A 24,153-nucleotide genomic window follows, 5' to 3' on the forward strand; every position below is an offset into this window, starting at 1 on the left:
AAGTAAAATCCGATTATTAGGCAAGTCTGAAACGATTTTCAGATAGCCTTATTTCTAAAGAAATAGCTATAAAAAAGGAAACTTCATCGTAAAAGTTAGACCATTTTGACTAACTTTTCAATAAAGTTTCCATGCATTTTTATACTATTTTTACGTTTTTTATTGTTGTAAAACCTTTCGTGGCTTCGTTCCTTCTGCTGGACCAATAACCCCAGCCATCTCTAATTCTTCCATCAAGCGAGTTGCTCGGTTAAAACCAACTGATAGTCTACGTTGAATCATGGATGCGCTCGCTTTTTGAGTTTCAATGACCAAAGCCTTTGCTTCTTCAAATAGCGGATCTCCACCTTCATCTCCTGTGCCAGACTCACCTTCTGTCTCAGAAACCTCTCCGGGATCAAAGCTTTCATCATAATCAGCATCTGCTTGAGCCTTGATAAAGCTAACAATACGTTCCACATCATCATCCGAGATAAAGGAACCTTGCAAGCGTACAGGGTGATTTTCATCGATTGGTTTGAAGAGCATGTCCCCTCGACCAAGCAATTTCTCAGCACCATTTTCATCTAAGATAGTTCGCGAATCCGTTCCTGAAGAAACAGCGAATGCTACACGTGACGGTACATTGGCCTTAATCAAACCAGAGATAACATCTACTGAAGGACGCTGAGTCGCAAGAATCATGTGAATACCAGCTGCACGCGCCTTTTGTCCGAGTCGGATAATGGCATCTTCTACTTCCTTGCTGGCCACCATCATGAGGTCAGCTAACTCATCGACAATCACAACAATCAAAGGAAGAGGTACTTGTTTGTACTCAGACTGAGCATTGAATTCATCCACTTTAGCATTGAAACCAGCAATATTACGAACCCCAATTTTGGCAAAGAGTTCATAACGGTTTTCCATCTCATCTACGACTTTTTGAAGGGCCTTGCTGGCCTTACGAGGGTTAGTCACGACCGGAATCAAGAGGTGAGGAATATCATTATAGACTGACAACTCAACCATCTTCGGATCCACCATCATAAACTTGACTTGGTCTGGACGTGCCTTCATGAGAATACTTGCAATGATACCATTGACTGCAACAGATTTACCAGAACCTGTCGAACCAGCCACAAGTAAGTGAGGCATTTTAGCCAGGTCGAAACTGCGAGCTGTACCATTGACGGCTTTGCCAAGGGGAATTTCTAGCAGATTTTCAGGTTTAGTTTGCGATTGTTCCCAGAGTTCTCGGAAAGATACGGTCGCAATTTCAGAGTTAGGCACTTCAATCCCGACCAAGGATTTCCCTGGAATTGGAGCTTCGATACGGACATCTTTCGCAGCCAAGGCCAGAGCCAAGTCATCTGCTAGATTGGAAATGCGATTGACACGAACACCAACTGCTGGCTTTACTTCGTACTTGGTAACTGATGGTCCGATTTCAGCACGTTCAACTGTTACCTTGATACCGAAACTCGCAAAGGTTTCTTCCAAAATTTTGATATTTTCTCGTACGATTTTCTTTTCTTTTGACTGGTCTTTTGGCTTATCAGGTGCGAAGAGTTGCAAGCTTGGAAGTTTGTATTCCAAGGCTTTTTTAGCAGAAAAATCTACTTCAACATCCTCATCATCTAAGAACTCAGCTTCCTCTGGAATATCAACTTCGCTAGGAAGATCATAGTCTGCTTGCGGGAGAATAATTTCAGGTTCTATCCATTCTTCCTCTGGAAGGGATGGTAAATCATCAAAGTGAACAGGGGAAGCTTCTAAAATCTCGCCAGTTTCCATATCAACAGGAGGTATATCCAATAAGGCTTGCTCTGCTTGTTCTTTTTCTAGTCTCTCCTGCTCCTCTATCTCCTTACGCGCTTTTTCTTCTTCCCGTTTGATGAAGCGTTCTTGTTTCTTCTGCTCACGTCGCTCCATCCAAAGTGCAAAACGTGCTCCAAGAAAATCAGCGACATCATAGACAGACCAAGGACTGACTAGAAGAGCACCGATTAAGATTAAGATGGCTCCGATAAAGTAAGTACCAATATTTGAAAAAAGAAAGGCGACTGGAATATAAAGGGCAACACCTAGCAGCCCTCCTCCAGCAAAGCTAGTCACACGAAAGCCTGTCAAATCTGTCAAAACTTGGGCTAAAGTTCCCTTAAAGACAGCCTGCTCTAAGCCATATTTCCATACAAGATAAGCTTCAAAAATCAGCAATAAGCCTGAAAAAATGCAAAGAAAACCTGAGATCAGACCTTCTTGCTTTCGAATCCATTTGAAGAAAAAAAGATAGACTAGAACGACAAAAATGACCAGATAGGCCAGACTTCCTACTAATAGACGAATGAGATTATAGAGGGTGAGACCCACTGCTCCTAATTTCAGGGCAGCGAACATTAAGCAAAAAGCTATGACTAAGGAAATTAACATCCTTTGGATAGCTTGCTTTCTTTCTAATTCAGCTTTTGACGGTCTCCGTCTTGTTTTACTTGTATTTTTGTTTGCCATACTTCTATTATACCATATTTCAGAAACATCTAGAGAAATCAAAAAAATGACTGCATCTACTAGACACAATCATCTTGCGTTGATATTTCTGAATTTTCTATTCTATATGATTTTTCAACAATCTTGTCTCACTACCTCTTTAAAAATCTAATTGCTGATTTTCTTGCCTTCTCAATCTTTTCGATTTCCAACTTCTCTACAGCAGATGTAGGAATCCATTTTTTCCCAAATAAAACTTGAGCTGCTTCTATCATCAGAGCACAAGCCCGAAAGTCCTTTTCTTCTGCAATTGCTTCACAAAACAAATCCTTCGTTTTCTCCATCAAGACTTCTTTTTCAACTTGATGAAAAGATAATTGCATCAAACTACTGGCAGACCAGGCACGACAAAGTGCATCTTTGTCAGTCAAGAGATGTCGCCCTAAGATTTCTATCTCACTTATTGAACCAATCCAACCTAGGGCAATGATTAGCTTTCTACGATTCGAAGCTTCTGAACTAGCTAAAAGAGAGATTAGAACAGGAAGTACTTGCTTGCAAGAAGATGCATAAAAATCTCTATGTCGAACTTTGGAAAGGATTTTCGCTAGAAGATATACAATCAAAACGCGTTGTCTCTCTGCTTTCTCTTGATTGAGAGTTTCTAAAAGATAGTCTATTCCCTCCTGTCCATGCTGGTCAAAACTCGCTTCAAAATTCAGGTCAGTTTCTTCCTCCCAATCGTTGCAAATGAGCTCAAAATGAAAGGCAATTTCTGGACTCCTGCCTAAATCAGCGATAAAATGAATTCGTTTAGAATCAGGAAAATTCTCCTCCACCAAGCTGGCATATACCTTCTGTAACTCTTCTTTTGCAAGATTTTGGTGAGGGATATTTTCTTTCACTAATTTGTCGATTGTTTCTTTTCCAGAATAACTCATGACACTTTTCTCCTCTAAGGTATTTGTAGAACTTTAGCATTCTATCATTTGGATGAAGAAAAATTCTCTAATATTTACTGCTATTATATCACTTTAAAGATAGGTCTCCCTAACTTCATTATCAAAAAAATGACTGCCCACTTTCGTGTTCAGTCATTTGAATCTATTTGTGATTATTTTTCTAATGGTTTACGAAGGTAACCATAAACTACACCACTAACAAGTGCTCCTACCAAGACAAAGACAAGGTAAAGAAGGGCATTTGTTGTAAGAGCGATAACGAAGATTCCTCCGTGAGGTGCCATCAGTTTGATTCCTGCAAGACCAACAAGTCCACCTGCTACCGCTGAACCAAGGATAAAGCTTGGGATAGCACGAGCTGGGTCAGCCGCACCAAACGGAATCGCACCTTCAGTGATGAATGACAAGCCCATAACGATGTTAGTCAAACCTGAGTTACGTTCTTCTTTGGTGAATTTATCTTTGAAAAGAAGAGTTGCGACAAAGATTGCAAGTGGTGGAACCATTCCTCCAGCCATTACTGCTGCCATAGCTACTGAACCACCTGTTGACACTGTTGCTGCAAGCGTACCAGTACCAAAGACATAAGCTGCTTTATTGACAGGTCCACCCATATCGACAGCCATCATTCCTCCAAGAACGACTCCTAGAAGGACAGCCGAACCACCTTCAAGACCACCAAGGAAGTTGTTCATACCGGTGTTGATAGCAGCCATAGGGATGTTCACAGCCAGCATAACAAATCCTGTCAAGATTGTTCCAAAAAGTGGCAAGAGAAGGATTGATTTAGCACCTTCAAGTGAGCGGGGAACCTTCACGTATTTCTTAACCAAGAGTACCAAGGCACCAGCGATAAATCCACCAACAAGGGCTCCTAGGAAACCTGATGATACACCTGCAAGAGCTGAAGTTGCTTCACCACCTTGAGCGTAAGGGATTTTACCAAAGGCAAAACCTTCTTTGGCAATAGCTCCAGCTACGAAACCTGCTACCAAACCTGGTTTTTCAGCGATTGAGTAAGCAACATATCCTGCAAATACTGGAAGCATCAAACCAAAGGCCGCTCCACCGATTTTCATAAACATAGAAGCGAGTTCATGGTAAGATCCAAGATTTCCGAGGCTATCGTTTGGTACACCCATAGCACCATCAATCAAGAAGGCAAGGGCAATCATGATACCACCACCGATAACGAATGGCAACATTTGTGATACACCACTCATCAAGTGTTTGTAGAAAGCACCACCGAGACTTTGTTTTTCGTTAGATGCCGTTGAAGCTTGTGCTCCGTTAGCAGCATGATAAACTTCAGCATTTCCAGAAAGAGCCAAGTTGATCAACTCTTCTGTCTTACGGATACCGTCTGCTACTGGACGATTCACCAATGGTTTGCCATCGAAACGATCCATTTCAACTGCCTTATCCGCAGCGATAATAACAGCTTTAGCCTTACGAATATCTTCTGATGTCAATTTGTTGCCAACACCGCTAGCACCATTGGTTTCAACCTTGATACCGACACCCATTTCCGCGGCCACTTTTTGAAGAGCTTCTTGTGCCATGTATGTGTGGGCAATTCCTGTTGTACAAGCAGTTACAGCAACAATAAAGTCACCAGATTCATTCGCAGAAACTTGTACTGGTTCTTGAGCTTTTTCTGAAGCTTGGTTAAAGAGTTCAATAACTTGATCAGCTGATGTTACTTGACGAAGTTTGTCAGCAAAGCCGTCTTTCATCAAGTATTGAGACAATTCTGCTAAGGCAGCCAAGTGAGTATCATTGCACCTTCTGGAGCAGCAATCATAAAGAAGAGGTCAGTTGGTTGTCCATCTAAACTTTCGTAGTCAACACCCTTGTTTGACTTAGCAAATAGAACAGTTGCTTCCTTTACAGCAGCATTTTTACTGTGTGGCATTGCAATACCATCACCCAAACCTGTAGAAGTCAAAGCTTCACGCGCTAAGATTCCTTCTTTAAAAGTTTCAAAATCTGACACATATCCGTGCTCTACCAAGCTATGAATCATTTCTTCGATAGCTGCTGTTTTTTCAGTTGCTTGCAAATCAAGCAACATGACATCTTTTCTCAATAAATCCTGAATTTTCATCTTTTTTCTACCTCAACTTTTTCATAAGTCTCTTTAATAAATGCTGCAGTCGCCAAGTCATCTGAGAAGGTTGTTGCTGTTCCACAAGCCACTCCCCATTTGAAGGCTTCTACTGCGTCTTTTGATTTGACAAACTCACCCGTAAATCCAGCAACCATCGAGTCACCAGCACCCACTGAGTTTTTCACGGTTCCCTTAATCGATTTAGCAAAGTAAGCTCCCTCTGATGTTACCAGAAGGGCACCATCACCAGCCATAGAGATAATAACGTTTTGAGCACCTTTAGCCAGCAACTCACGAGCATATTTTTCAATCTCATCTAAGCTTTCAAGTTTGACTCCAAAGATAGCTCCAAGTTCATGATTATTTGGTTTGACCAAAAGAGGTTGATAATCCAAACTATCGATTAAGGTCTGACCTTCAAAGTCACAAACCACTTGAGCGCCCGTCTGACGAGTCAAGGCAATCAAATCTTTGTAAATAACATTGCCTAAGTTCTTTGCACTCGAACCCGCAAAGACAACTGTATCTTCTGCTGTTAAACTTGAAAGAATAGCTTTTAACTCTTCAAGTTGTTCAGCTTCAACAGTAGGACCAGTCCCATTGATTTCTGTTTCTTGGTCTGCTTTGATCTTGACATTGATACGCGTATCTTCTGCCACTTGGACAAATTGCGTTTCAATTTGTTCTTCAGCTAAAGTATCTGTGATAAATTTTCCAGTAAAGCCACCGATGAAGCCTGTCGCTGTATTTGGAATATCCAAGCGTTTCAAGACACGGCTAACATTGATTCCCTTACCACCAGCAAACTTATCATCACTGTCCATACGATTGACACTACCAACTTCCACTTTATCCAGACGGACAATGTAGTCAATAGATGGATTTAGTGTGACTGTATAAATCATACTTCGATAACCTCCGTTTTTTCTTTGATAGCTGGCAAGAGTTCGTGACCCTTGCTTGTAATCACAATAGCTCGTTTTATAGGGGCGACCTTAGCGAAACAAGACTGACCAACCTTAGACGAATCCGCCAAAACATAGGTTTGTTTGGCATTTTCTAGAATAGCACGCTTAACAGCTCCCTCCTCCATATCTGGAGTTGTATAATAACCTTCATCCACACCGTTCATTCCGATAAAGGCACGGTCAAAGTGAAGCTGGTTAATCTGATTAAGCGCGACACCACCGATACTGGCATCAGTCGTCATCTTGACTCCACCACCGATAATGACTGTTGGGATTTGCTTATCCACTAATTGAACCGCATGGTGAATGGAGTTAGTCACAACAGTAATGTCTTTTCGCTCCAATTCCTTAATGAGAAAGGCTGTTGTACTTCCTGCATCCACAAAGATAACATCTTTTTCTTTGATGAGGGAAGCTGCCTTTTGCGCAATTAATTTTTTTTCTTGAAGGTTTTTGACAGATTTCTCTTGAATGGTTTCTTCTTCTTGCAAAGAGTGAGGCAACTCTGCTCCTCCATGCACTCGGCGAAGTTTATTTTCAGACTCCAATTCATCTAAATCGCGTCTAACTGTTGATTCTGAAGTATCTAGCAAGCCTACTAATTTCTCTAAAGTAACGACTTTATGTTTGCCTAGCTCCTCTAAAATCAACTTTTTTCTCTCAGTTTTTAGCACTTACTCACCTCCTGTTAACGATTACAATAATCATTCTACCACAAAAAATAGCAAAGTCAAGCACTTTTTATCATTTTCTTTCATTTTCTATCATTTTGCCAATTGTTTGAATTTTATTTGCAAGATAGTTCCCTTTATGTTAAACTATTTTAGTAAGTATTGGAAGATTACTCAAGAGGCTTAAGAGGCCGTGTTGGAAACGCGGTAGGCGTGTGAAAGCGTGCGTGGGTTCGAATCCCATGTCTTCCGTTGCTATAGTGTAGAGAGTGGGACAGAAATCGGTAATTCGTTAGAATTCGATTTCGTCGTCCCACCTCCGCACAGTTGAGTAGGGCTGTAAAAGCTGATGAAATCAGCGTAGTAGAGCCCACTCAACCACTGCGTCTTGCTCGACAATCCAAAGACAATTGGGAGGCTAGGACTTTTGTCCCAGCCTCTTTTTATAATGGATTTTCGTCTAAGATTAGGATTGAAAAAAATCACCCAGACTTTAACTCTAGGGTGATTTTTTCTACTTCATGTTAAAAGGTCTTAAAAAATATCAAATAGCAATTTCACATTGAGAACAGTTAAGATAATGGAAACAATATAACCAAGGATAGTATTCCACTTGGCATTGGTAAATTCTCCCATCAGTGATTTCTTAGAAGTTAGATAAATCAAAGGAAAGATTGAAAATGGAAGAGCGATTGAAAGAAAGACCTGTGAATAAACCAATAACTGATCCAAGGTTTTTTCCTGATGACCAAACAGAACCGCTACTATCATAACAGGCAGTAAGGCAAAGAGACGAGTCGCCAAACGAATGAACCACTGAGGCAATCGCATATGCAAGAAACCTTCCATAACGATTTGTCCTGTCAAGGTACCTGTGATAGTCGAATTCTGACCACTGGCTAATAGGGCCAAGGCAAACAAGGTTGATAAGGTTGAGCTAGCTATAGCTCCCGCGATGGTTGAATCCTGCAGGGCGTTATACATTTGAGAAAAGGCAGAAATCTCAGATGCATGTCCGAAAAAGAGGGCCGCCCCTAAGATTAAAAGAAGGGAGTTAACCACAAAGGCCAAGGATAATTGGAGATTAGAATCCCAGGTCATAAAGCGCACGGCTTTTCGAACATCATTCTTGTCTTTGTGATTGATTTTCCGAGTCTGAGACAAGGAAGAATGCAAATAGAGGTTGTGGGGCATCACTGTCGCACCCACGATACCTAACGCCAAGGTTAATTGACTTTCATGCCCAGGCAAAGGACTCTCAAATAAGGTTGCATTTGGCAGATAACCTTCAACGATTCCTTGGAAGCTTGGATGTGACAAAGCTACCAGATAGGTAAAGATTGCTAGAATGGTTAAAATTAGCGTGGTAACGATAGCTTCTATCTTTTTAAAGCCAAACTTCATCAGGAGCAATAAGAGAAAGACATCTAAAACTGTCAAGAGGATAGCTATCATAATCGGAATTTTAAAGAGAAGATTTAGGGCAATGGCTGAACCTAAAACTTCTGCCAAATCTGTCGCCATCAAGGCCAACTCCAAAATCACCCATAGACTATAACGAAGCCATTTAGGTGAATGATGAGCTGTTGCTTGAGCCAGGTCCATCTGAGTTACAATCCCTAACTTTCCTGCCATCTGCTGAAGTTGCATGGCAATGAGAGATGAAATCAAGATGACAAACAAGAGACTATACTTATAGGAAGCACCACCGACTACACTGGTAATCCAGTTTCCTGGATCCATATAACCAACTGCCACGAGGGCACCTGGACCCAAGAAGGCCTTTAAATTTTGCCAGAAATGATTGTTATTTGGAGTATCGATAGATTGATTGATCTCAGAGAGTGACACTTTTTTATGAGAAGACATAGATACTTACCTCTTTCTAATCTTGTCTTTTCCTACTATTCAAATATTGAGAATCCGAGTTCACTAACTTATATCCAAAAGTTAAGAGACTTTTTGAAAAGATTTATGAAAATACTTGCTCATTTTCTCAATTTACCCCTATTATATCATAAAATTCAACAAAATTTTAGGGAAAGTCAGAATAAGTCTACTCACTTAACGTTAATGATAAATCTATTGATAAACTTTGGCATTTAATGACGAACTGTAACTATTTTTTCTAACTCGATTTCTCTATGAAAGAGGAAAAACCAGCGTCTTTTGACGCTGGATAAAAGATACTTAGATCATTTACCAAGAAACTAAATTGCTTCTGTAACGAAGCTACGGCTTTCAAGTACCTTAAGCATAGCATCTGCTGTATCCAAAGCTGTAAAGAGAGGAACTCCATGTTCAATAGCTGAACGGCGGATTTGTTCACCATCTTCATCAGCAGTTCGCTTAGTACCAACTGTATTAATGATGGCTTGGATTTTCCCTTTGCGAACGTAGCTTGGGATATCATGCTCATCATCACCAATCTTACCAACAACTTGAGCTTTTAATCCATGACTTGCAAAAAACTCCGCTGTTCCTTGAGTAGCAAGGATTCCGTAGCCAATATTTTGGAAACGACGAGCCAATTCCAAAGCTTCTTCTTTTGCATCGTCTGCTATGGTAAAGACAACATTCCCAAATGTTGGCAAGTGAAGGTAAGAAGCTTCAAAGGCCTTGTACAACGCTTTTTCAAGAGTGGTATCAGAACCCATGACTTCCCCTGTTGACTTCATTTCAGGTCCAAGCAGGCTGTCTACCTTAGCTAGTTTGGTAAAGGAGAATACTGGTGCCTTGATATGAACGCGACTACTTTCTGGGTAAAGTCCATCTTGGTAACCAAGTTCTTCAAGACTTTGACCAAGAATCAACTTAGTCGCTACCTGTGCCATAGGGATATTGGTTACTTTAGAAAGGAAAGGTACGGTACGGCTGGCACGAGGGTTAACTTCAATGACGTATACTTTCTCATCCTTGATGACAAACTGAATGTTCATCATACCAAGACAGTTAAGGCCGATTGCAAGACGTTTAGTATAGTCTGCAATGGTTTCTTGAACCTTTTGCGACAAGGTTTGAGGAGGATAAACCGCCATGGAGTCACCTGAGTGGACACCAGCGCGTTCGATATGCTCCATGATACCTGGGATGAGGACATTTTGTCCGTCTGAAATGGCATCGACTTCACACTCTTGTCCGACGATATAAGAGTCAACAAGAACAGGGTGGTCTGGACTTGCCTTAACCGCAGTACGCATGTAAGAACGGAGATCATCTTCATTCTCAACGATTTCCATAGCACGTCCACCCAAAACATATGAAGGGCGAACGAGAACTGGGAAACCAATTTTACGTGCAGCAAGTACTGCTTCTTCTTCATTGGTTGCTGTTTGTCCAGGAGGTTGTGGAATATCCAAGTCTTTGAGGGCTTGTTCGAAGAGGTCACGGTCTTCGGCACGGTCTAGGTCAGCAACCTGCGTACCAAGGATAGTCACACCTGCTTTTGCTAATGGCTCAGCAAGGTTGATAGCTGTTTGACCACCAAACTGAACGATAACACCTTTTGGTTTCTCCAAATCGATGACATTCATGACATCTTCGAATGTTAATGGTTCAAAGTAAAGTTTATCCGATACAGAGAAGTCGGTTGAAACTGTCTCTGGGTTCGAGTTCATGATAATAGCTTCGTAGCCAGCAGCTTGAATTGCCTTAACAGAGTGAACAGTCGCATAGTCAAACTCAACTCCTTGACCGATACGGATTGGACCAGAACCTAGGACTAGTACAGATTCCTTATCAGACTTGATGGATTCATTCTCCCAACCATAAGTTGAATAGAAATATGGGGTTTCTGATTCAAACTCTGCCGCACAGGTATCAACCATCTTGTAAACTGGGACAATCTTGTTTTCCAAACGAAGTTGGCGAACTTGATCAGCTGTAGTATTCCAGAGTTCAGCGATTTTACGATCTGAGAAACCATTCAATTTTGCTGTTTTTAGGACTGCTACATCTTGTGGATGTGCGCCCAATTCTTGCTCAATTTCAAAGATATGCAAGAGTTTATCCAGATAAAAGATATCGATTTTTGTAAGCTCAGCGATTTCCTCTGGTGTATAACCACGGCGAATGGCTTCTGATACATAGAAGAGACGGTCATCTTGGGCCTTGACAACCTTTTCAATCAAGGCATCATCCGAAACTGCTGCAAGTTCAGACATTTCATTATGATGGACACCAATTTCAAGAGAGCGACAGGCTTTTAGAAGAGATTCCTCGATGTTACGACCAATAGCCATGACTTCTCCAGTCGCCTTCATCTGAGTACCAAGACGGCGTTCACCCTTTTCAAACTTGTCAAATGGGAAGCGCGGAATTTTGGCAACCACGTAGTCAAGGGCTGGCTCAAACATGGCATAAGTTGAACCTGTAACTGGGTTGATGACCTCATCTAAGGTCAAACCGACTGCAATCTTAGCAGCTAATTTAGCGATTGGATAACCTGTTGCCTTAGAGGCAAGAGCTGACGAACGAGATACACGAGGATTTACTTCGATGACATAGTACTTGAAGCTGTGTGGATCAAGAGCTAGCTGAACATTACATCCACCTTCAATCTTGAGGGCACGAATAATACTCAAGCTGGCATCACGAAGCATTTGGTTTTCATAGTCTGACATGGTTTGCGCTGGGGCAAATACGATGGAATCCCCTGTATGGATCCCGACTGGGTCAAAGTTTTCCATGTTACATACAACAAGGGCATTGTCAGCCGAGTCACGCATGACTTCATATTCGATTTCCTTAAAACCAGCAATCGAACGCTCAATCAAACATTGGGTAACAGGTGACAACTTCAAACCATTTTCAGCGATTTCACGCAATTCTTCTTCGTTAGCACACATACCACCACCAGTACCACCTAGGGTAAAGGCTGGACGGACGATCACTGGATAGCCAATTGTCGCTGCAAAGGCAACGGCTTCTTCCACAGTGTTAACAATTTCAGATTCTGGAATCGGTTGATTCAATTCTTCCATCAATTGTTTAAAGAGATCGCGGTCCTCTGCTTGGTCGATAGCAGACAATTTAGTCCCGAGAAGTTCTACTCCCAATTCATCAAGAATGCCATTTTTAGACAATTCCATGGCCATGTTAAGCCCTGTTTGCCCACCAAGAGTTGGTAGCAAGGCATCTGGACGTTCTTTACGGAGAATACGAGTTACAAACTCAAGTGTGATTGGCTCAATGTAAACCTTGTCTGCAATTTCCTTATCAGTCATGATAGTTGCAGGGTTTGAGTTTACTAAGACAACCTCATAACCTTCCTCTTTCAAAGACAAGCAAGCCTGAGTCCCAGCATAGTCAAACTCAGCAGCCTGACCAATAATAATCGGACCAGAACCAATCACCATAATTTTTTGAATATCAGTACGTTTAGGCATTTATAAGATATTAAGGGCGTCAAGCGGACAAAGCTAAAATAGGAGTTATGACGAAGAACTGTCAGTTCTAGGAATAACTATCTTTTTAGCACCGTCCGTAGCCCGTATTCAGTTCAGCAAATACGGCTCACCCTTCTCCTTTCTATTCGTCGCCTCACAGAGCGACATTAAATAAATTCTCCGACGATTTTTTAGCGAAACGATACTTTTCGGTAAAAAATCTAGTGCAGGGAGTTTTTAGTTCGCCTGATAGCGACTAAAAGAAACGACCTGCCTTTCTATTCGTCGCCTCACAGAGCGACATTAAATAAGATACAAAGGACGAATAGAAAGCGATTGAATTTTAGGAAACCAAGGAAGGATTGACAATCCAAGTTGGTTTCTCTAAATTCCGAGCTTTCCGTCCGTGTTCAGTTACATAAATTCTCCGACGAGATTTTACTCGTTCTTAGTTTGCTTGTTTGAAGGCTTCCATCATCTCGATGAACTCGTCAAATAGATAACTTGCATCGTGCGGACCTGGTGCAGCATCTGGGTGGAATTGCACAGAGAAACCTGGTTGGTATCTGTGACGTACACCTTCAACTGACTTGTCATTGATTTCTTCATGAGTAATCATCAAATGGTCTGGAAAATCTTCACGACTCACTGCATATCCATGGTTTTGACTCGTGAAGTCCACGCGCCCTGTTGCAATCTCGCGAACAGCATGGTTAAAACCACGGTGACCAAACTTCATCTTATAGGTCTTAGCACCATTAGCCATGGCAAAGAGTTGGTGGCCCATACAAATTCCAAAAATCGGAATTTTACCTTGAATTCCACGTATCATGTCAAGTGCCTGTGGAACATCTTCAGGATTACCTGGACCATTTGACAACATCACACCATCTGGATTCAAATGTAGAATTTCATCTGCTGTTGTAGTATAAGGAACGACCGTTACATTACAATCTCTCTTAGACAACTCTCTTAAGATAGAATGCTTGAGACCAAAGTCTACAAGTACCACGCTCAAACCTACTCCTGGAGCTGGGTAAGCAGTTTTTGTAGAAACCTGTTTGATATTGTCAATTGGTAGAACAGTTGCTTGAAGCTGATCTGTGATGTGATCGATACTATCTCCCACATGTGTCAGAGTCGCTCTCATAGTCCCATGTTTGCGAATGATTTTTGTCAAAGCACGTGTATCAATACCTGAAATACCAGGGATTTTCTTAGACTTCAAAAACTCATCCAGCGTCATCTGGTTGCGCCAGTTACTGGCTCTACGAGCTTCTTCAAATACTACAACACCTTTACAAGTAGGGCTGATAGATTCGTAGTCATCACGGTTAATCCCATAATTCCCTACCAGTGGATAAGTGAAGGTCAAGATTTGTCCATTATAAGACTGGTCTGTAATGGATTCTTGATAACCTGTCATCCCTGTGTTAAAGACGATTTCCCCTGTTACATCAATATCTGCTCCGAAGGCCTTACCTTCGAAAATGGTGCCATCTTCTAAAACTAGAAGTCTTTTTGTCATATTCTCACCTCTCGTGGACGCTCACTGGCGTCTTTTAACGTTTTGTGTCTTTTTTGGCTTTTCTACTTGCCAATACGGATTCTAAGATTGCCATTCGAACAAAGACTCCATTGGTCATTTGTTGAACAATGCGTGATTTTGGAGCTTCAACAAGATGATCGGCAATTTCCACATCCCGATTCACTGGAGCTGGATGCATAATGATTGCTTCTTCTTTTAAGCGATTATAGCGCTCTTGGTTCAAGCCATGTTGAGCATGATAGCTTTCTTTTGAGAAGATTGCTCCACTTTCGTGGCGTTCATGTTGAACTCGAAGCAACATCAAAACATCCACCTGGTCAACAATCTCGTCAATAGTTACAAACTGGCCATAGTCAGCAAATTCTTGACTTCTCCATTCCTCAGGTCCTGCAAAGTAAAGTTCTGCACCTAAGCGTTTCAAAATCTGCATATTGGATTTGGCAACACGTGAATGATCCAAATCTCCAGCAATTGCAACCTTGAGCCCTTCAAAACGGCCAAATTCTTCATAAATGGTCATCAAATCAAGCAGGCTCTGACTAGGGTGTTGTCCTGAGCCATCCCCACCATTGATAATCGAAGTCGTAATCGTCGGACTATCGATCAACTCTCTGTAGTAATCCACCTCTGGGTGTCGGATGACACAGACATCTACACCAAGTGCTGACAAAGTCAGGATGGTGTCATACAGTGTCTCACCTTTGTTGACTGAACTTGTCTTTACATCAAAGTCAAGTCGTTCCAATCCCAATTTAATCTCTGCCACTTCAAAGGACTTATGCGTTCGTGTAGAATCCTCAAAGAAAAGATTTGAAACAATCGGATGGTCTTCGTAGGGTAACTGAGCACCGTTTTTAAACTCGATCCCTCGTTTAATCAATTTCATAACCTGATCCACAGTGAGATCTTCCATGGACACCACATGTTTGAGTGCTTGTTGATTTTCTGACATGGCTACTCCTTTAGCTATTAAGCTTCTTCAGTAATCAAAACTCTATCTTGGCCATCAAGTTCTGTCATCTCAACGATGATTTCTTCAGAACGGCTAGTTGGAATATTTTTCCCAACATAGTCTGGACGAATTGGCAATTCTCTATGTCCACGATCAACCAGTACCGCAAGACTCACGCGCGCTGGGCGACCATGTCCGACAATGTTATCGATAGCAGCTCGGATTGTACGACCTGTATAAAGTACGTCATCCACCAAAATGACTTCGCGATCTGTCACATCAACAGAAATTAAGGAAGTATCTTCACCACTTTTGACATCGTCACGGTAAGGTTTGGTATCTAATTCTACAATGGGAACAGAGATATTTTCCAGTTGTTCCAAACGCTCCTGGATACGGTGAGCAATGAAGACACCACGTGTTTTTATCCCAGCCAATACAATCTTGTTTAAATCTTTATTTCGCTCGATAATCTCGTAGGTAATCCGAGTAATCGCTCGCTTGACGGTTAATTCGTCTACAACTTCTTTTGTCTTCATGACAAACCTCCAAAAAGAAAAGTCTCCTTTTTCAAGGAGACTTGAGAATGTATAACTAAGCGAGCCTTACTGTAAACAGTATAGACTTACCCTTCTACTTAATCGAGCTCCTTGCCTGCCTCACGGGACAGGTTTAAAGGAATATTTTATTGTCATTACTATATCACAAAGCCTAGTCCAAAGCAAGTAAAAACATTCAATACTCGTCCTTATAATGAACTAAAATCATACAATTGTGGATAGTGTTCGCATTCTGGATTTTTCGGATGACAAATAGCACGACCAAAGTAAATCATAGCCTGATGGGCTGCCAACCATTCTTCTGGTGGTAAGACATCCATGACACGTTTTTCAACTTCTAATGGTGTAGCTGATTTTTTAACAATATCATGGTGTTTGCAAATGCGCTCCACATGGGTATCCACCGCAAAGGCTGGAATCCCAAATCCTACACTCATTACTACATTAGCTGTTTTACGCCCAACTCCTGCCAAACTCTCTAATTCTTCTCTAGTCCGAGGGACTTGACCATCAAAATCATCCAGTAGTTGCTGGGCACACTTCTTAAGGAACTTAGCTTTATTTCGATAAAGCCCAAGACGAGAAATATACGAGGCAATCTCACTCTCACTTGCATCTGCCATAGCATGCGGGGTTGGAAAGGCCGCAAAAAGTCCAGGTGTAGCCTTGTTGACTGCCGCATCTGTCGTCTGAGCAGACAGCATAACAGCAACCAGAAGTTCAAAATGATTTCGAAAATCTAGACTTGGTTTTGCATCTGGAAAAAGAGCGATGATTTCCTCAATGACATGACGGGCACGTTTCTTGGATAAAACCATCTATTCGTCTCCGTCAAACAGTCCTTGTAAACCTGCAAAAGGACTATTTTCTTCTTTCTTGACTGCCTGTTGAGCTAGATACTCTTCCTCAGACATAATTTGCCAGTCATTTCCAGAAACAAATCCCTGACCAGCTTCTTCCTCAGCTGTTAAGACCTTGATTGGAATATTGAGCAAGATATTATCTGAAACACTTTCAGCCAGGTCGATTTCCCCATTTTCAATCGGTAAAACCAAGTCATCATCTAGAACTTCTTGGTCCAGTTGATTGGTAGCACCTTCCATAAAGATTTCCGTTACTGGATAAGACTCTTTCAATTCTACCGGTTCCATGCTACGACTAGAAGCTAAAACGATTGTATAAGACAATTGATAGTCTAGGAAAAACATACGGTCTTCGTACTGAACCTTTCCTACCGTAACAATATCTTTTACATCTAAAATTTCTTGATTACGGGAACGCAAGTCAGCTGCTAAGTCTAAAGTCTGCTCAAAGTGCAAGCCTTCAGGCTGCTTACGAATTTCTTGAATATTTAATTTCATACTTCCTCCATAAAGATTTACTATCTTGATTATACCATGAAATCACTTAATTTAATCGCTGCAGACCTTGTTTTAAATATTATTAGTTTTTTATATATTTATTATGACAAATTTATTTTTTGTGCTATACTATAGACATCAATACATGAGCAAAGGAGGACGCTCATATGGAAGACAAAGAACTAATCTTAGAAGCTTATCAACTCATTTCCGAGTTAAATAAAGCTTACCAAACCTGCAAACAAGGATTGCCTGATGATCTACGCTTGCAACAAATTATTGACCAGCTTCTCAATCAACTCAAAAAGGCTGAGAAACTAGATAACTCTATCTTAATTGATCTTGAGATATTTTACGAACGTACCAGTCTCTTGATTGGTCTTGGCACACTTAAACTGAATGAGCAAACTCGCACTGCTTGGCGAAACTATGACAAGTTCCACTACGATCAAGTTAAGCACGTTTTGACACTCTATGGACCTGTTTTTGGTTTTTAAAAATAGAGGATTTTCTGGCTTAATCTTGACAAAATTTCTCAAAAAGAGTATGATGATTGCAACAATACTCGGAGGTAAGGGAGACATGAACAACTAAGTCTATCAAATAAAGAACCTTTATTTAGTAGATCTTGTTTCTGTCTCTTTTTGTGTGCTCTTTTATGCTCTTTCTTCTGGCATTTTATACTCAATGAAAATCAAAGAGCAAACTAGGAAGCTAGCCGCAAGCTGTACTTGAGTACGGTAAGGCGACGCTGACGTGGTTTGAATTTGATTTTCGAAGAGTATTAAAAGAGTTTTTTTGACATAGACTTTGGGCTCTACTAGGTAAAGTAGAGCTTTTTGTTATGCAATGTGGACATTCTAGAAAGGGCAATAATATGATAAAAATTAATCATCTAACCATCACACAAAACAAAGATCTCCGAGATCTTGTATCTGACCTAACCATGACTATCCAAGACGGGGAGAAGGTTGCTATTATTGGGGAAGAAGGAAATGGCAAATCAACCTTGCTTCGAGCTTTAATGGGAGAAAGATTAGCTGATTTCACTATCAGGGGAGAAATCCAGTCTGACCTTCAGGCCATGGCCTACATTCCCCAACATCTCCCTGAAGAACTGAAGAAAAAATCTCTACACGACTACTTCTTTTGGGATTCTACTGAATTAGACTACAGTATTCTCTATCGCTTGGCTGAGGAGTCGCATTTTGATAGCGACCGTTTTGCTAGCAACCAAGAAATTGGGAGTCTCTCGGGGGGCGAAGCTTTGAAAATTCAGCTCATCCATGAGTTAGCAAAACCTTTTGAGATTCTATTTTTAGATGAACCTTCAAATGACCTAGACCTTGAGACGGTTGATTGGCTAAAAGGTCAGATTCAAAAGACCAGGCAAACTGTTATTTTCATTTCCCATGATGAAGACTTCCTCTCTCAAACGGCAGATACTATTGTCCACTTGCGACTGGTCAAGCATCGGAAAGAAGCAGAAACGCTAGTCGAGCATTTAGACTATGATCGCTATAGTGAGCAGAGAAAGGCTAATTTTGCAAGACAAAGTCAGCAAGCTGCTAACGACCAGAGAGCCTATGACAAAACCATGGAAAAACATCGCCGAGTTAAGCAAAATGTAGAAAATGCCTTGCGAAACACTAAAAATGATGTTGCTGGGCGCCTACTAGCTAAAAAGATGAAAAATGTTCTCTCTCAAGAAAAACGCTACGAAAAAGCAGCTCAGTCCATGACCCAAAAGCCACTTGAAGAGGAACAAATCCAACTTTTCTTCTCAGATATACAACCATTAGCGGCTTCTAAAGTCTTACTTCGACTAGAAAATGAGACTTTATCCATTGGTGAGCGTGTTTTAGCTCAAGGGCTACAATTAACTATCCGTGGTCAAGAAAAAATCGGCATCATCGGGCCAAATGGTGTTGGAAAATCAACTCTGTTAGCCAAGTTGCAGCAACTAATAAGCGACAAAAGAGATATTTCGCTTGGTTTTATGCCACAAGATTACCAAGAAACATTGAATTTGGATCTTTCTCCAGTAGAATTTCTTAACCAAACTGGACACAAAGAGGAATTACAGAAAATTCAATCTCACTTAGCCAGTCTCAATTTCAGTTATCCAGAGATGCACCACCATATCCACTCCTTATCTGGTGGTCAACAAGGTAAACTCCTTCTTTTGAATTTAGTTCTGCGAAAACCAAACTTTCTCCTTCTAGATGAACCGACACGAAATTTTTCTCCAACTTCTCAACCAGAAATCAGAAAACTCTTTGCCAATTATCCCGGTGGTCTGGTTACTGTTTCGCATGATCGACGTTTCTTAAAAAAGGTCTGTAATAGCATCTATCGATTGACAAAAAATGGTTTAGAAATAGTTGATTTACAAGATTTATAAATGTAGAAAATCATGACCACCCGTCAAACGGGTGGTTTGTACAAGGGTTATAAGCCCAGATAACTAGCCAGCGCCTAAAGACGCTGGCTTTTACTTTGTTCAAGCCTTATTGCATTTGACTCGTCACAACCCTCTCAAAGAGGCGTACGTACTACTTGCCACCATCCCTAAAGGGATCTTCATATTCTTTTACACTCAACTTATCTAAAGCAATATCTTTTCGCTCTTGTTCCTGAATGTATTTTTTTATTGTGGCTTCATTGAGGCCAACTGTACTAACATAATAGCCCTCTGCCCAAAAATGTCGATTCCCAAACTTATATTTCAGATTGGCGTGTTTATCGAACATCATTAGAGCACTTTTCCCTTTTAAATATCCCATAAAACTTGCAACACTAATTCTAGGTGGAATGCTTACCAACATATGAACATGATCTGGCATTAAATGGCCCTCGATAATCTCAACACCTTTATAACTACATAATCTATGGAATATTTCTCCCAAACTACTTCGATATTGATTATAGATCACTTTTCGTCTATACTTAGGGGTGAACACAATGTGATATAACACATCCATTTTGTGTGTGATAAACTATGTGCTTTTTGAGCCATATTTTTCTCCTTTCGCTTTACAATTGGCTTGAACACCTTAATTGTATCGCGTTTGGAGTTTTTTGGTATAACCTTCGATGCGCACCCGCATAGCGGGTGGTTCTTTTGTCTCGCACCTAACGGAGCGAGACGGACTAAAAGTCACATAATAGTAAACATCCAGAGAAAATCTCTGGATGTTTTTACATATGTTGCAAACGCTCAATCCGTTCTAAGATTGGCGGATGGGTATAAAAGAGTTTTTGTAACCCACCTCGTTTTTGAGGATCGTTGATATAGAGAGCACTACTAGCATCATCCACATGACGACTCATAGGCTGACTATGGTCCAGCTTTCGAAGAGCATTGATCATGCCTTGAGGATTACGAGTCAACTCCACACTTGAAGCATCTGCTAAAAATTCTCGTTGACGAGAGATGGCTAGTTGTACCAAGGTTGCTGCTAGGGGAGCCAAAACAATTGCAAGAAGAGAAACAACTAGCATAATAATTTCAAGTCCACCACTATCACGGTCATCACTTCTACGACCACGGCCTGCACCTCCCCACCACATCATGCGTCCAGCCATACTTGATAAAAGTGTAATAGCACTGGCGAGGGCAACCGCGATCGTAGAAATCCGAATATCATAGTTACGAATGTGACTGACTTCATGACCAATAACCGCCTCTAACTCTTCACGATTCATAATCGCAAGGAGTCCTGACGTTGCTGCTACCGCTGCATTTTGGGGATTTGAACCCGTAGCAAAGGCATTTAAGCTGGCATCATCGATGATGAAGACACGTGGCATAGGGATTTGCGCCACCATAGCCATATCTTCCACGACATGATAGAGAGTTGGTGCTGTCTGCTCATTTACCTCACGCGCACCATTCATGGACATGACAATCTCTGTCGATTGAAAAATCATGGACAAGGCATAGATAAAGCCGATAATCAGAGCTATAACTAAGCCACCAAGACCTGACCGCATAAAGAGGTAACCAACTGCATATCCAACCAAAGCCAAAAGTAAAAAGAATACTAGTAGTAAAATCCAAGTTCTTCGCTTATTACTCGCGATTTGATCATACAACATCCTAGTCACCTAAACCACTAAAATCAACCTTTGGTACTGCCTTTTCTTCTTCAGGTGTTTGAAGGAAGTCTGCAGCTTTAAAGCCAAATAGTCCCGCGATGATATTACTTGGGAAAGTCTCCAATTTAACATTATAGTTGCTAACAACACTATTGTAGAGTTGGCGAGAGTAGGAAATTTTATTTTCTGTATTGGTCAACTCTTCTTGCAATTTGATAAAGTTAGCACTAGCCTTCAAGTCTGGGTAATTCTCTGCTACTGCAAAGATACCAGAAATCTGGCGAGTAAGGGCATCACTAGCCTTCATAGCTTCAGCTGGTGACGTTGCTACGGCTACTTGTCTACGAAGTTCTGTCACTTTTTCCAAGGTAGAACCTTCATATTTCGCATAGCCTTTGACTGTTTCAATCAAGTTTGGAAGGAGATCATTGCGACGCTTCAGCTGAACATCGATCTGGCTCCAAGCCTCCTTGGTTTGCATGCGATTTTTAACCAAACCGTTATAACTAACAATTACGAAAATAACAATAAGAGCAAGAACTCCAAGAATAATCCAAGTCATCATATAATTCCTTTCTGCTTTTAGATTAGTACCAGTATATCAAATTTCCATCTTTTTGTGGTAAAATAAGATGATACTAAAGAAGGAAACTACTATGAAACCAGAAACATTTTATCAACTGCTAGCTGAACAAGATATCCATCTTTCTGACCAGCAAAAAGTTCAATTTGAGCGTTATTTTGAACTCTTGGTCGAATGGAATGAAAAAATCAACCTAACTGCTATTACAGAAAAAGAAGAAGTCTATCTCAAACACTTCTATGATTCCATCGCTCCTATTTTACAGGGATTGATTGAAAACCAGCCCATTAAACTCTTAGATATTGGTGCTGGAGCAGGTTTTCCTAGCCTTCCGATGAAGATCCTCTATCCTCAACTAGATGTGACCATTATTGATTCCCTCAATAAACGAATCAACTTTCTGAATCTATTAGCCCAAGAACTAGGGTTAGAAAATGTTCACTTCTATCATGGACGTGCAGAATATTTCGGTCAAGACAAGAATTTTCGTGCTCAGTTTGATATCGTCACAGCTCGAGCAGTTGCTCGTCTGCAGGTCTTATCTGAATTAACCATTCCTTTTCTAAAAGTCGGTGGAAAATTACTAGCACTCAAGGCAAGCAATGTACCCGAGGAATTGACAGAGGCAAAAAATGCTCTTAACCTTCTCTTTAGCAAAGTTGAGGACAACATCAGCTATACTCTTCCCAATGGAGACCCTCGCTATATTACTATAGTAGAAAAGAAAAAAGAAACTCCAAATAAATACCCAAGAAAAGCAGGTATGCCAAATAAACGCCCGCTTTAAACAATGGTGCACCCTTGTTTAAAGTTCAGAAAACAATTTACAAAATCAACCTCGCTTTCTTATTTCAAGGCTCAGGAAAAATTCGTTTACAAAACCAACCTTGCTTTCTTATTTCTAGGCTCGGGAAAAAATGATTTACAAAATCTGCCTCGCTTTTTTGTTTCTCGACTCGGGAAAAATTCGTTTACAAAACGAATTTTTTCTGCTATACTATCCTAAGCAAAGGTTTTTAATGTCATCCTGTGAGGTGACGAAGGCGCAGATTTATATAAATTTTTAAAAGATAGCCATTTTTTAAAAAGTCTTACTCTGAGGGCCTATTGCTGCAAAATAATGGGCTCTTTTTTTGATGCCCAAAAGTGAGGTATTTATGAAACAAGAATCAACTGTTGATTTGTTATTAGACGTCGACCAACGTCCTTCTGCTGGTAAGGGAATTCTTCTCAGCTTCCAGCACGTTTTTGCTATGTTTGGTGCAACCATCTTGGTACCTTTGATCTTGGGAATGCCTGTATCCGTTGCCCTCTTTGCTTCAGGTGTAGGAACACTCATTTACATGATCTCTACTGGCTTTAAAGTTCCAGTTTATCTGGGTTCTTCTTTTGCCTTTATCACAGCTATGTCACTTGCCATGAAAGAAATGGGTGGCGATGTATCTGCTGCTCAGACAGGGGTTATTCTGACTGGTTTTGTTTATGTCCTTGTTGCTGCAAGTGTTCGCTTTGCAGGTACAAAGTGGATCGACAAACTCTTACCTCCAATCATTATCGGTCCTATGATCATCGTTATCGGTCTTGGACTTGCTAGTTCAGCTGTTACCAACGCTGGTCTTGTAGCGGACGGAAATTGGAAAAACGCTCTTGTAGCCGTTGTTACTTTCTTGATTGCTGCCTTTATTAATACAAAAGGAAAAGGCTTCTTACGAATCATCCCATTCCTATTTGCCATTATCGGTGGTTACCTCTTTTCCCTAGCACTTGGATTGGTTGACTTCACTCCTGTTCTTGAAGCAAACTGGTTTGAAATCCCTGGTTTCTACCTACCATTCAATACAGGTGGTGCCTTCAAACAATACAACCTTTACTTCGGTCCTGAAACAATTGCCATCTTACCAATCGCAATCGTAACGATTTCTGAACATATCGGAGACCATACCGTTTTAAGTCAAATCTGTGGACGCCAATTCTTGAAAGAACCTGGTCTACACCGTACTCTTCTTGGTGATGGTATCGCAACTTCAGTTTCTGCCTTCCTTGGTGGACCAGCCAATACAACTTACGGTGAAAATACAGGGGTTATCGGTATGACTCGTATCGCTTCTGTCTCAGTTATCCGTAACGCTGCCTTTATCGCAATTGCCCTTAGCTTCCTTGGTAAATTTACTGCCTTGATTTCAACAATTCCAAACGCTGTACTTGGTGGTATGTCTATCCTTCTTTACGGGGTTATCGCAAGTAACGGTTTGAAAGTCTTGATCAAAGAACGTGTTGACTTTAGCCAAATGCGTAACCTTATCATCGCAAGTGCTATGTTGGTGCTTGGACTTGGTGGTGCTATCCTTAAACTTGGACCAGTTACCCTTTCAGGTACTGCCCTATCAGCTATGACAGGTATCATCCTAAACTTGATCTTGCCATACGAAAACAAAGACTAATCCATATAGAATCAACAAGAGGTCGGGACCAAAAATCCC

General features: G+C 41.0%; 17 protein-coding genes, 1 tRNA gene and 2 pseudogenes. 5 read left to right on the top strand and 15 right to left on the bottom strand.

From position 1 onward, the window contains the following. Positions 1 to 159 precede the first annotated feature (159 nt). The 5 genes and pseudogenes from O3633_RS02320 to O3633_RS02340 form a co-directional block, all read right to left on the bottom strand. Entirely contained in the window at positions 160 to 2,490 is a 2,331-nt protein-coding gene (locus tag O3633_RS02320; RefSeq protein ID WP_371620239.1) for a DNA translocase FtsK, read from the bottom strand. Positions 2,491 to 2,621: 131 nt separating this feature from the next. Then, complete coding sequence (locus O3633_RS02325; RefSeq protein WP_371620240.1) at positions 2,622 to 3,410, bottom strand: HEAT repeat domain-containing protein; 789 nt, start codon at positions 3,408 to 3,410, stop codon at positions 2,622 to 2,624. A gap of 173 nt (positions 3,411 to 3,583) precedes the next feature. Then, positions 3,584 to 5,538: pseudogene (locus tag O3633_RS02330) on the bottom strand (PTS fructose transporter subunit IIABC). Beyond that, on the bottom strand, positions 5,535 to 6,446 hold the full coding sequence (pfkB, locus tag O3633_RS02335) for a 1-phosphofructokinase (RefSeq protein WP_371620241.1): 912 nt from the start codon (positions 6,444 to 6,446) through the stop codon (positions 5,535 to 5,537). Before pfkB ends, O3633_RS02330 begins: the two are co-directional and overlap by 4 nt. Continuing rightward, positions 6,443 to 7,183, bottom strand: coding sequence for a DeoR/GlpR family DNA-binding transcription regulator (locus O3633_RS02340; protein WP_000920622.1), 741 nt, complete (start codon positions 7,181 to 7,183; stop codon positions 6,443 to 6,445). Before O3633_RS02340 ends, pfkB begins: the two co-directional genes overlap by 4 nt. 161 nt (positions 7,184 to 7,344) lie before the next feature. On the opposite strand from O3633_RS02340, the gene O3633_RS02345 reads away from it, so the two are divergent. Beyond that, positions 7,345 to 7,432 (top strand) — tRNA-Ser (locus tag O3633_RS02345). A 282-nt stretch (positions 7,433 to 7,714) separates the two neighbouring features. Here O3633_RS02345 and O3633_RS02350 read toward each other — a convergent pair. The 7 genes from O3633_RS02350 to O3633_RS02380 form a co-directional block, all read right to left on the bottom strand. Continuing rightward, the gene (locus tag O3633_RS02350; protein WP_000094598.1) at positions 7,715 to 9,049 is read right to left on the bottom strand and encodes an Nramp family divalent metal transporter; all 1,335 of its coding nucleotides are present in this window, start codon (positions 9,047 to 9,049) and stop codon (positions 7,715 to 7,717) included. Positions 9,050 to 9,390: 341 nt separating this feature from the next. Further along, a complete protein-coding gene (carB, locus tag O3633_RS02355; RefSeq protein WP_371620242.1) occupies positions 9,391 to 12,567 on the bottom strand; it encodes a carbamoyl-phosphate synthase large subunit in 3,177 nt (1,058 codons plus the stop codon). A gap of 448 nt (positions 12,568 to 13,015) precedes the next feature. Then, the gene (locus O3633_RS02360; protein WP_371620243.1) at positions 13,016 to 14,095 is read right to left on the bottom strand and encodes a carbamoyl phosphate synthase small subunit; all 1,080 of its coding nucleotides are present in this window, start codon (positions 14,093 to 14,095) and stop codon (positions 13,016 to 13,018) included. Between the two features lie 34 nt (positions 14,096 to 14,129). Continuing rightward, positions 14,130 to 15,068 (bottom strand): aspartate carbamoyltransferase catalytic subunit, encoded by a 939-nt coding sequence (locus tag O3633_RS02365; protein WP_371620244.1) that lies wholly within the window; start codon positions 15,066 to 15,068, stop codon positions 14,130 to 14,132. A gap of 17 nt (positions 15,069 to 15,085) precedes the next feature. Beyond that, positions 15,086 to 15,607 (bottom strand): bifunctional pyr operon transcriptional regulator/uracil phosphoribosyltransferase PyrR, encoded by a 522-nt coding sequence (pyrR, locus tag O3633_RS02370; protein WP_371620245.1) that lies wholly within the window; start codon positions 15,605 to 15,607, stop codon positions 15,086 to 15,088. 209 nt (positions 15,608 to 15,816) lie between these two features. Beyond that, a complete protein-coding gene (gene nth, locus O3633_RS02375; RefSeq protein ID WP_371620246.1) occupies positions 15,817 to 16,446 on the bottom strand; it encodes an endonuclease III in 630 nt (209 codons plus the stop codon). Further along, entirely contained in the window at positions 16,447 to 16,989 is a 543-nt protein-coding gene (locus tag O3633_RS02380) for a YceD family protein (protein WP_371620247.1), read from the bottom strand. A gap of 167 nt (positions 16,990 to 17,156) precedes the next feature. On the opposite strand from O3633_RS02380, the gene O3633_RS02385 reads away from it, so the two are divergent. Together O3633_RS02385 and O3633_RS02390 are read left to right on the top strand one after the other, a co-directional pair. Next, entirely contained in the window at positions 17,157 to 17,486 is a 330-nt protein-coding gene (locus tag O3633_RS02385; RefSeq protein ID WP_371620248.1) for a helicase BlpT, read from the top strand. Positions 17,487 to 17,833: 347 nt separating this feature from the next. Continuing rightward, the gene (locus O3633_RS02390; protein ID WP_371620249.1) at positions 17,834 to 19,393 is read left to right on the top strand and encodes an ATP-binding cassette domain-containing protein; all 1,560 of its coding nucleotides are present in this window, start codon (positions 17,834 to 17,836) and stop codon (positions 19,391 to 19,393) included. A 151-nt stretch (positions 19,394 to 19,544) separates the two neighbouring features. On the opposite strand, the pseudogene tnpA reads toward O3633_RS02390, so the two are convergent. The 3 genes and pseudogenes from tnpA to O3633_RS02405 form a co-directional block, all read right to left on the bottom strand. Next, positions 19,545 to 20,008: pseudogene (gene tnpA / locus O3633_RS02395) on the bottom strand (IS200/IS605 family transposase). 182 nt (positions 20,009 to 20,190) lie between these two features. Beyond that, the gene (gene htpX / locus O3633_RS02400; RefSeq protein ID WP_371620250.1) at positions 20,191 to 21,090 is read right to left on the bottom strand and encodes a zinc metalloprotease HtpX; all 900 of its coding nucleotides are present in this window, start codon (positions 21,088 to 21,090) and stop codon (positions 20,191 to 20,193) included. A gap of 1 nt (position 21,091) precedes the next feature. Further along, positions 21,092 to 21,652, bottom strand: a complete 561-nt coding sequence (locus tag O3633_RS02405) for a LemA family protein (RefSeq protein ID WP_371620251.1) — start codon at positions 21,650 to 21,652, stop codon at positions 21,092 to 21,094. A gap of 94 nt (positions 21,653 to 21,746) precedes the next feature. On the opposite strand from O3633_RS02405, the gene rsmG reads away from it, so the two are divergent. After that, entirely contained in the window at positions 21,747 to 22,460 is a 714-nt protein-coding gene (gene rsmG / locus O3633_RS02410; protein ID WP_371620252.1) for a 16S rRNA (guanine(527)-N(7))-methyltransferase RsmG, read from the top strand. Positions 22,461 to 22,830: 370 nt separating this feature from the next. Continuing rightward, positions 22,831 to 24,114, top strand: a complete 1,284-nt coding sequence (locus O3633_RS02415) for a uracil-xanthine permease family protein (protein WP_371620253.1) — start codon at positions 22,831 to 22,833, stop codon at positions 24,112 to 24,114. Positions 24,115 to 24,153 lie beyond the last annotated feature (39 nt).

It is taken from the genome of Streptococcus sp. 27098_8_22, from assembly GCF_041432415.1.
In the GTDB taxonomy this organism is placed as follows: Bacteria; Bacillota; Bacilli; order Lactobacillales; family Streptococcaceae; genus Streptococcus; species Streptococcus pseudopneumoniae_M.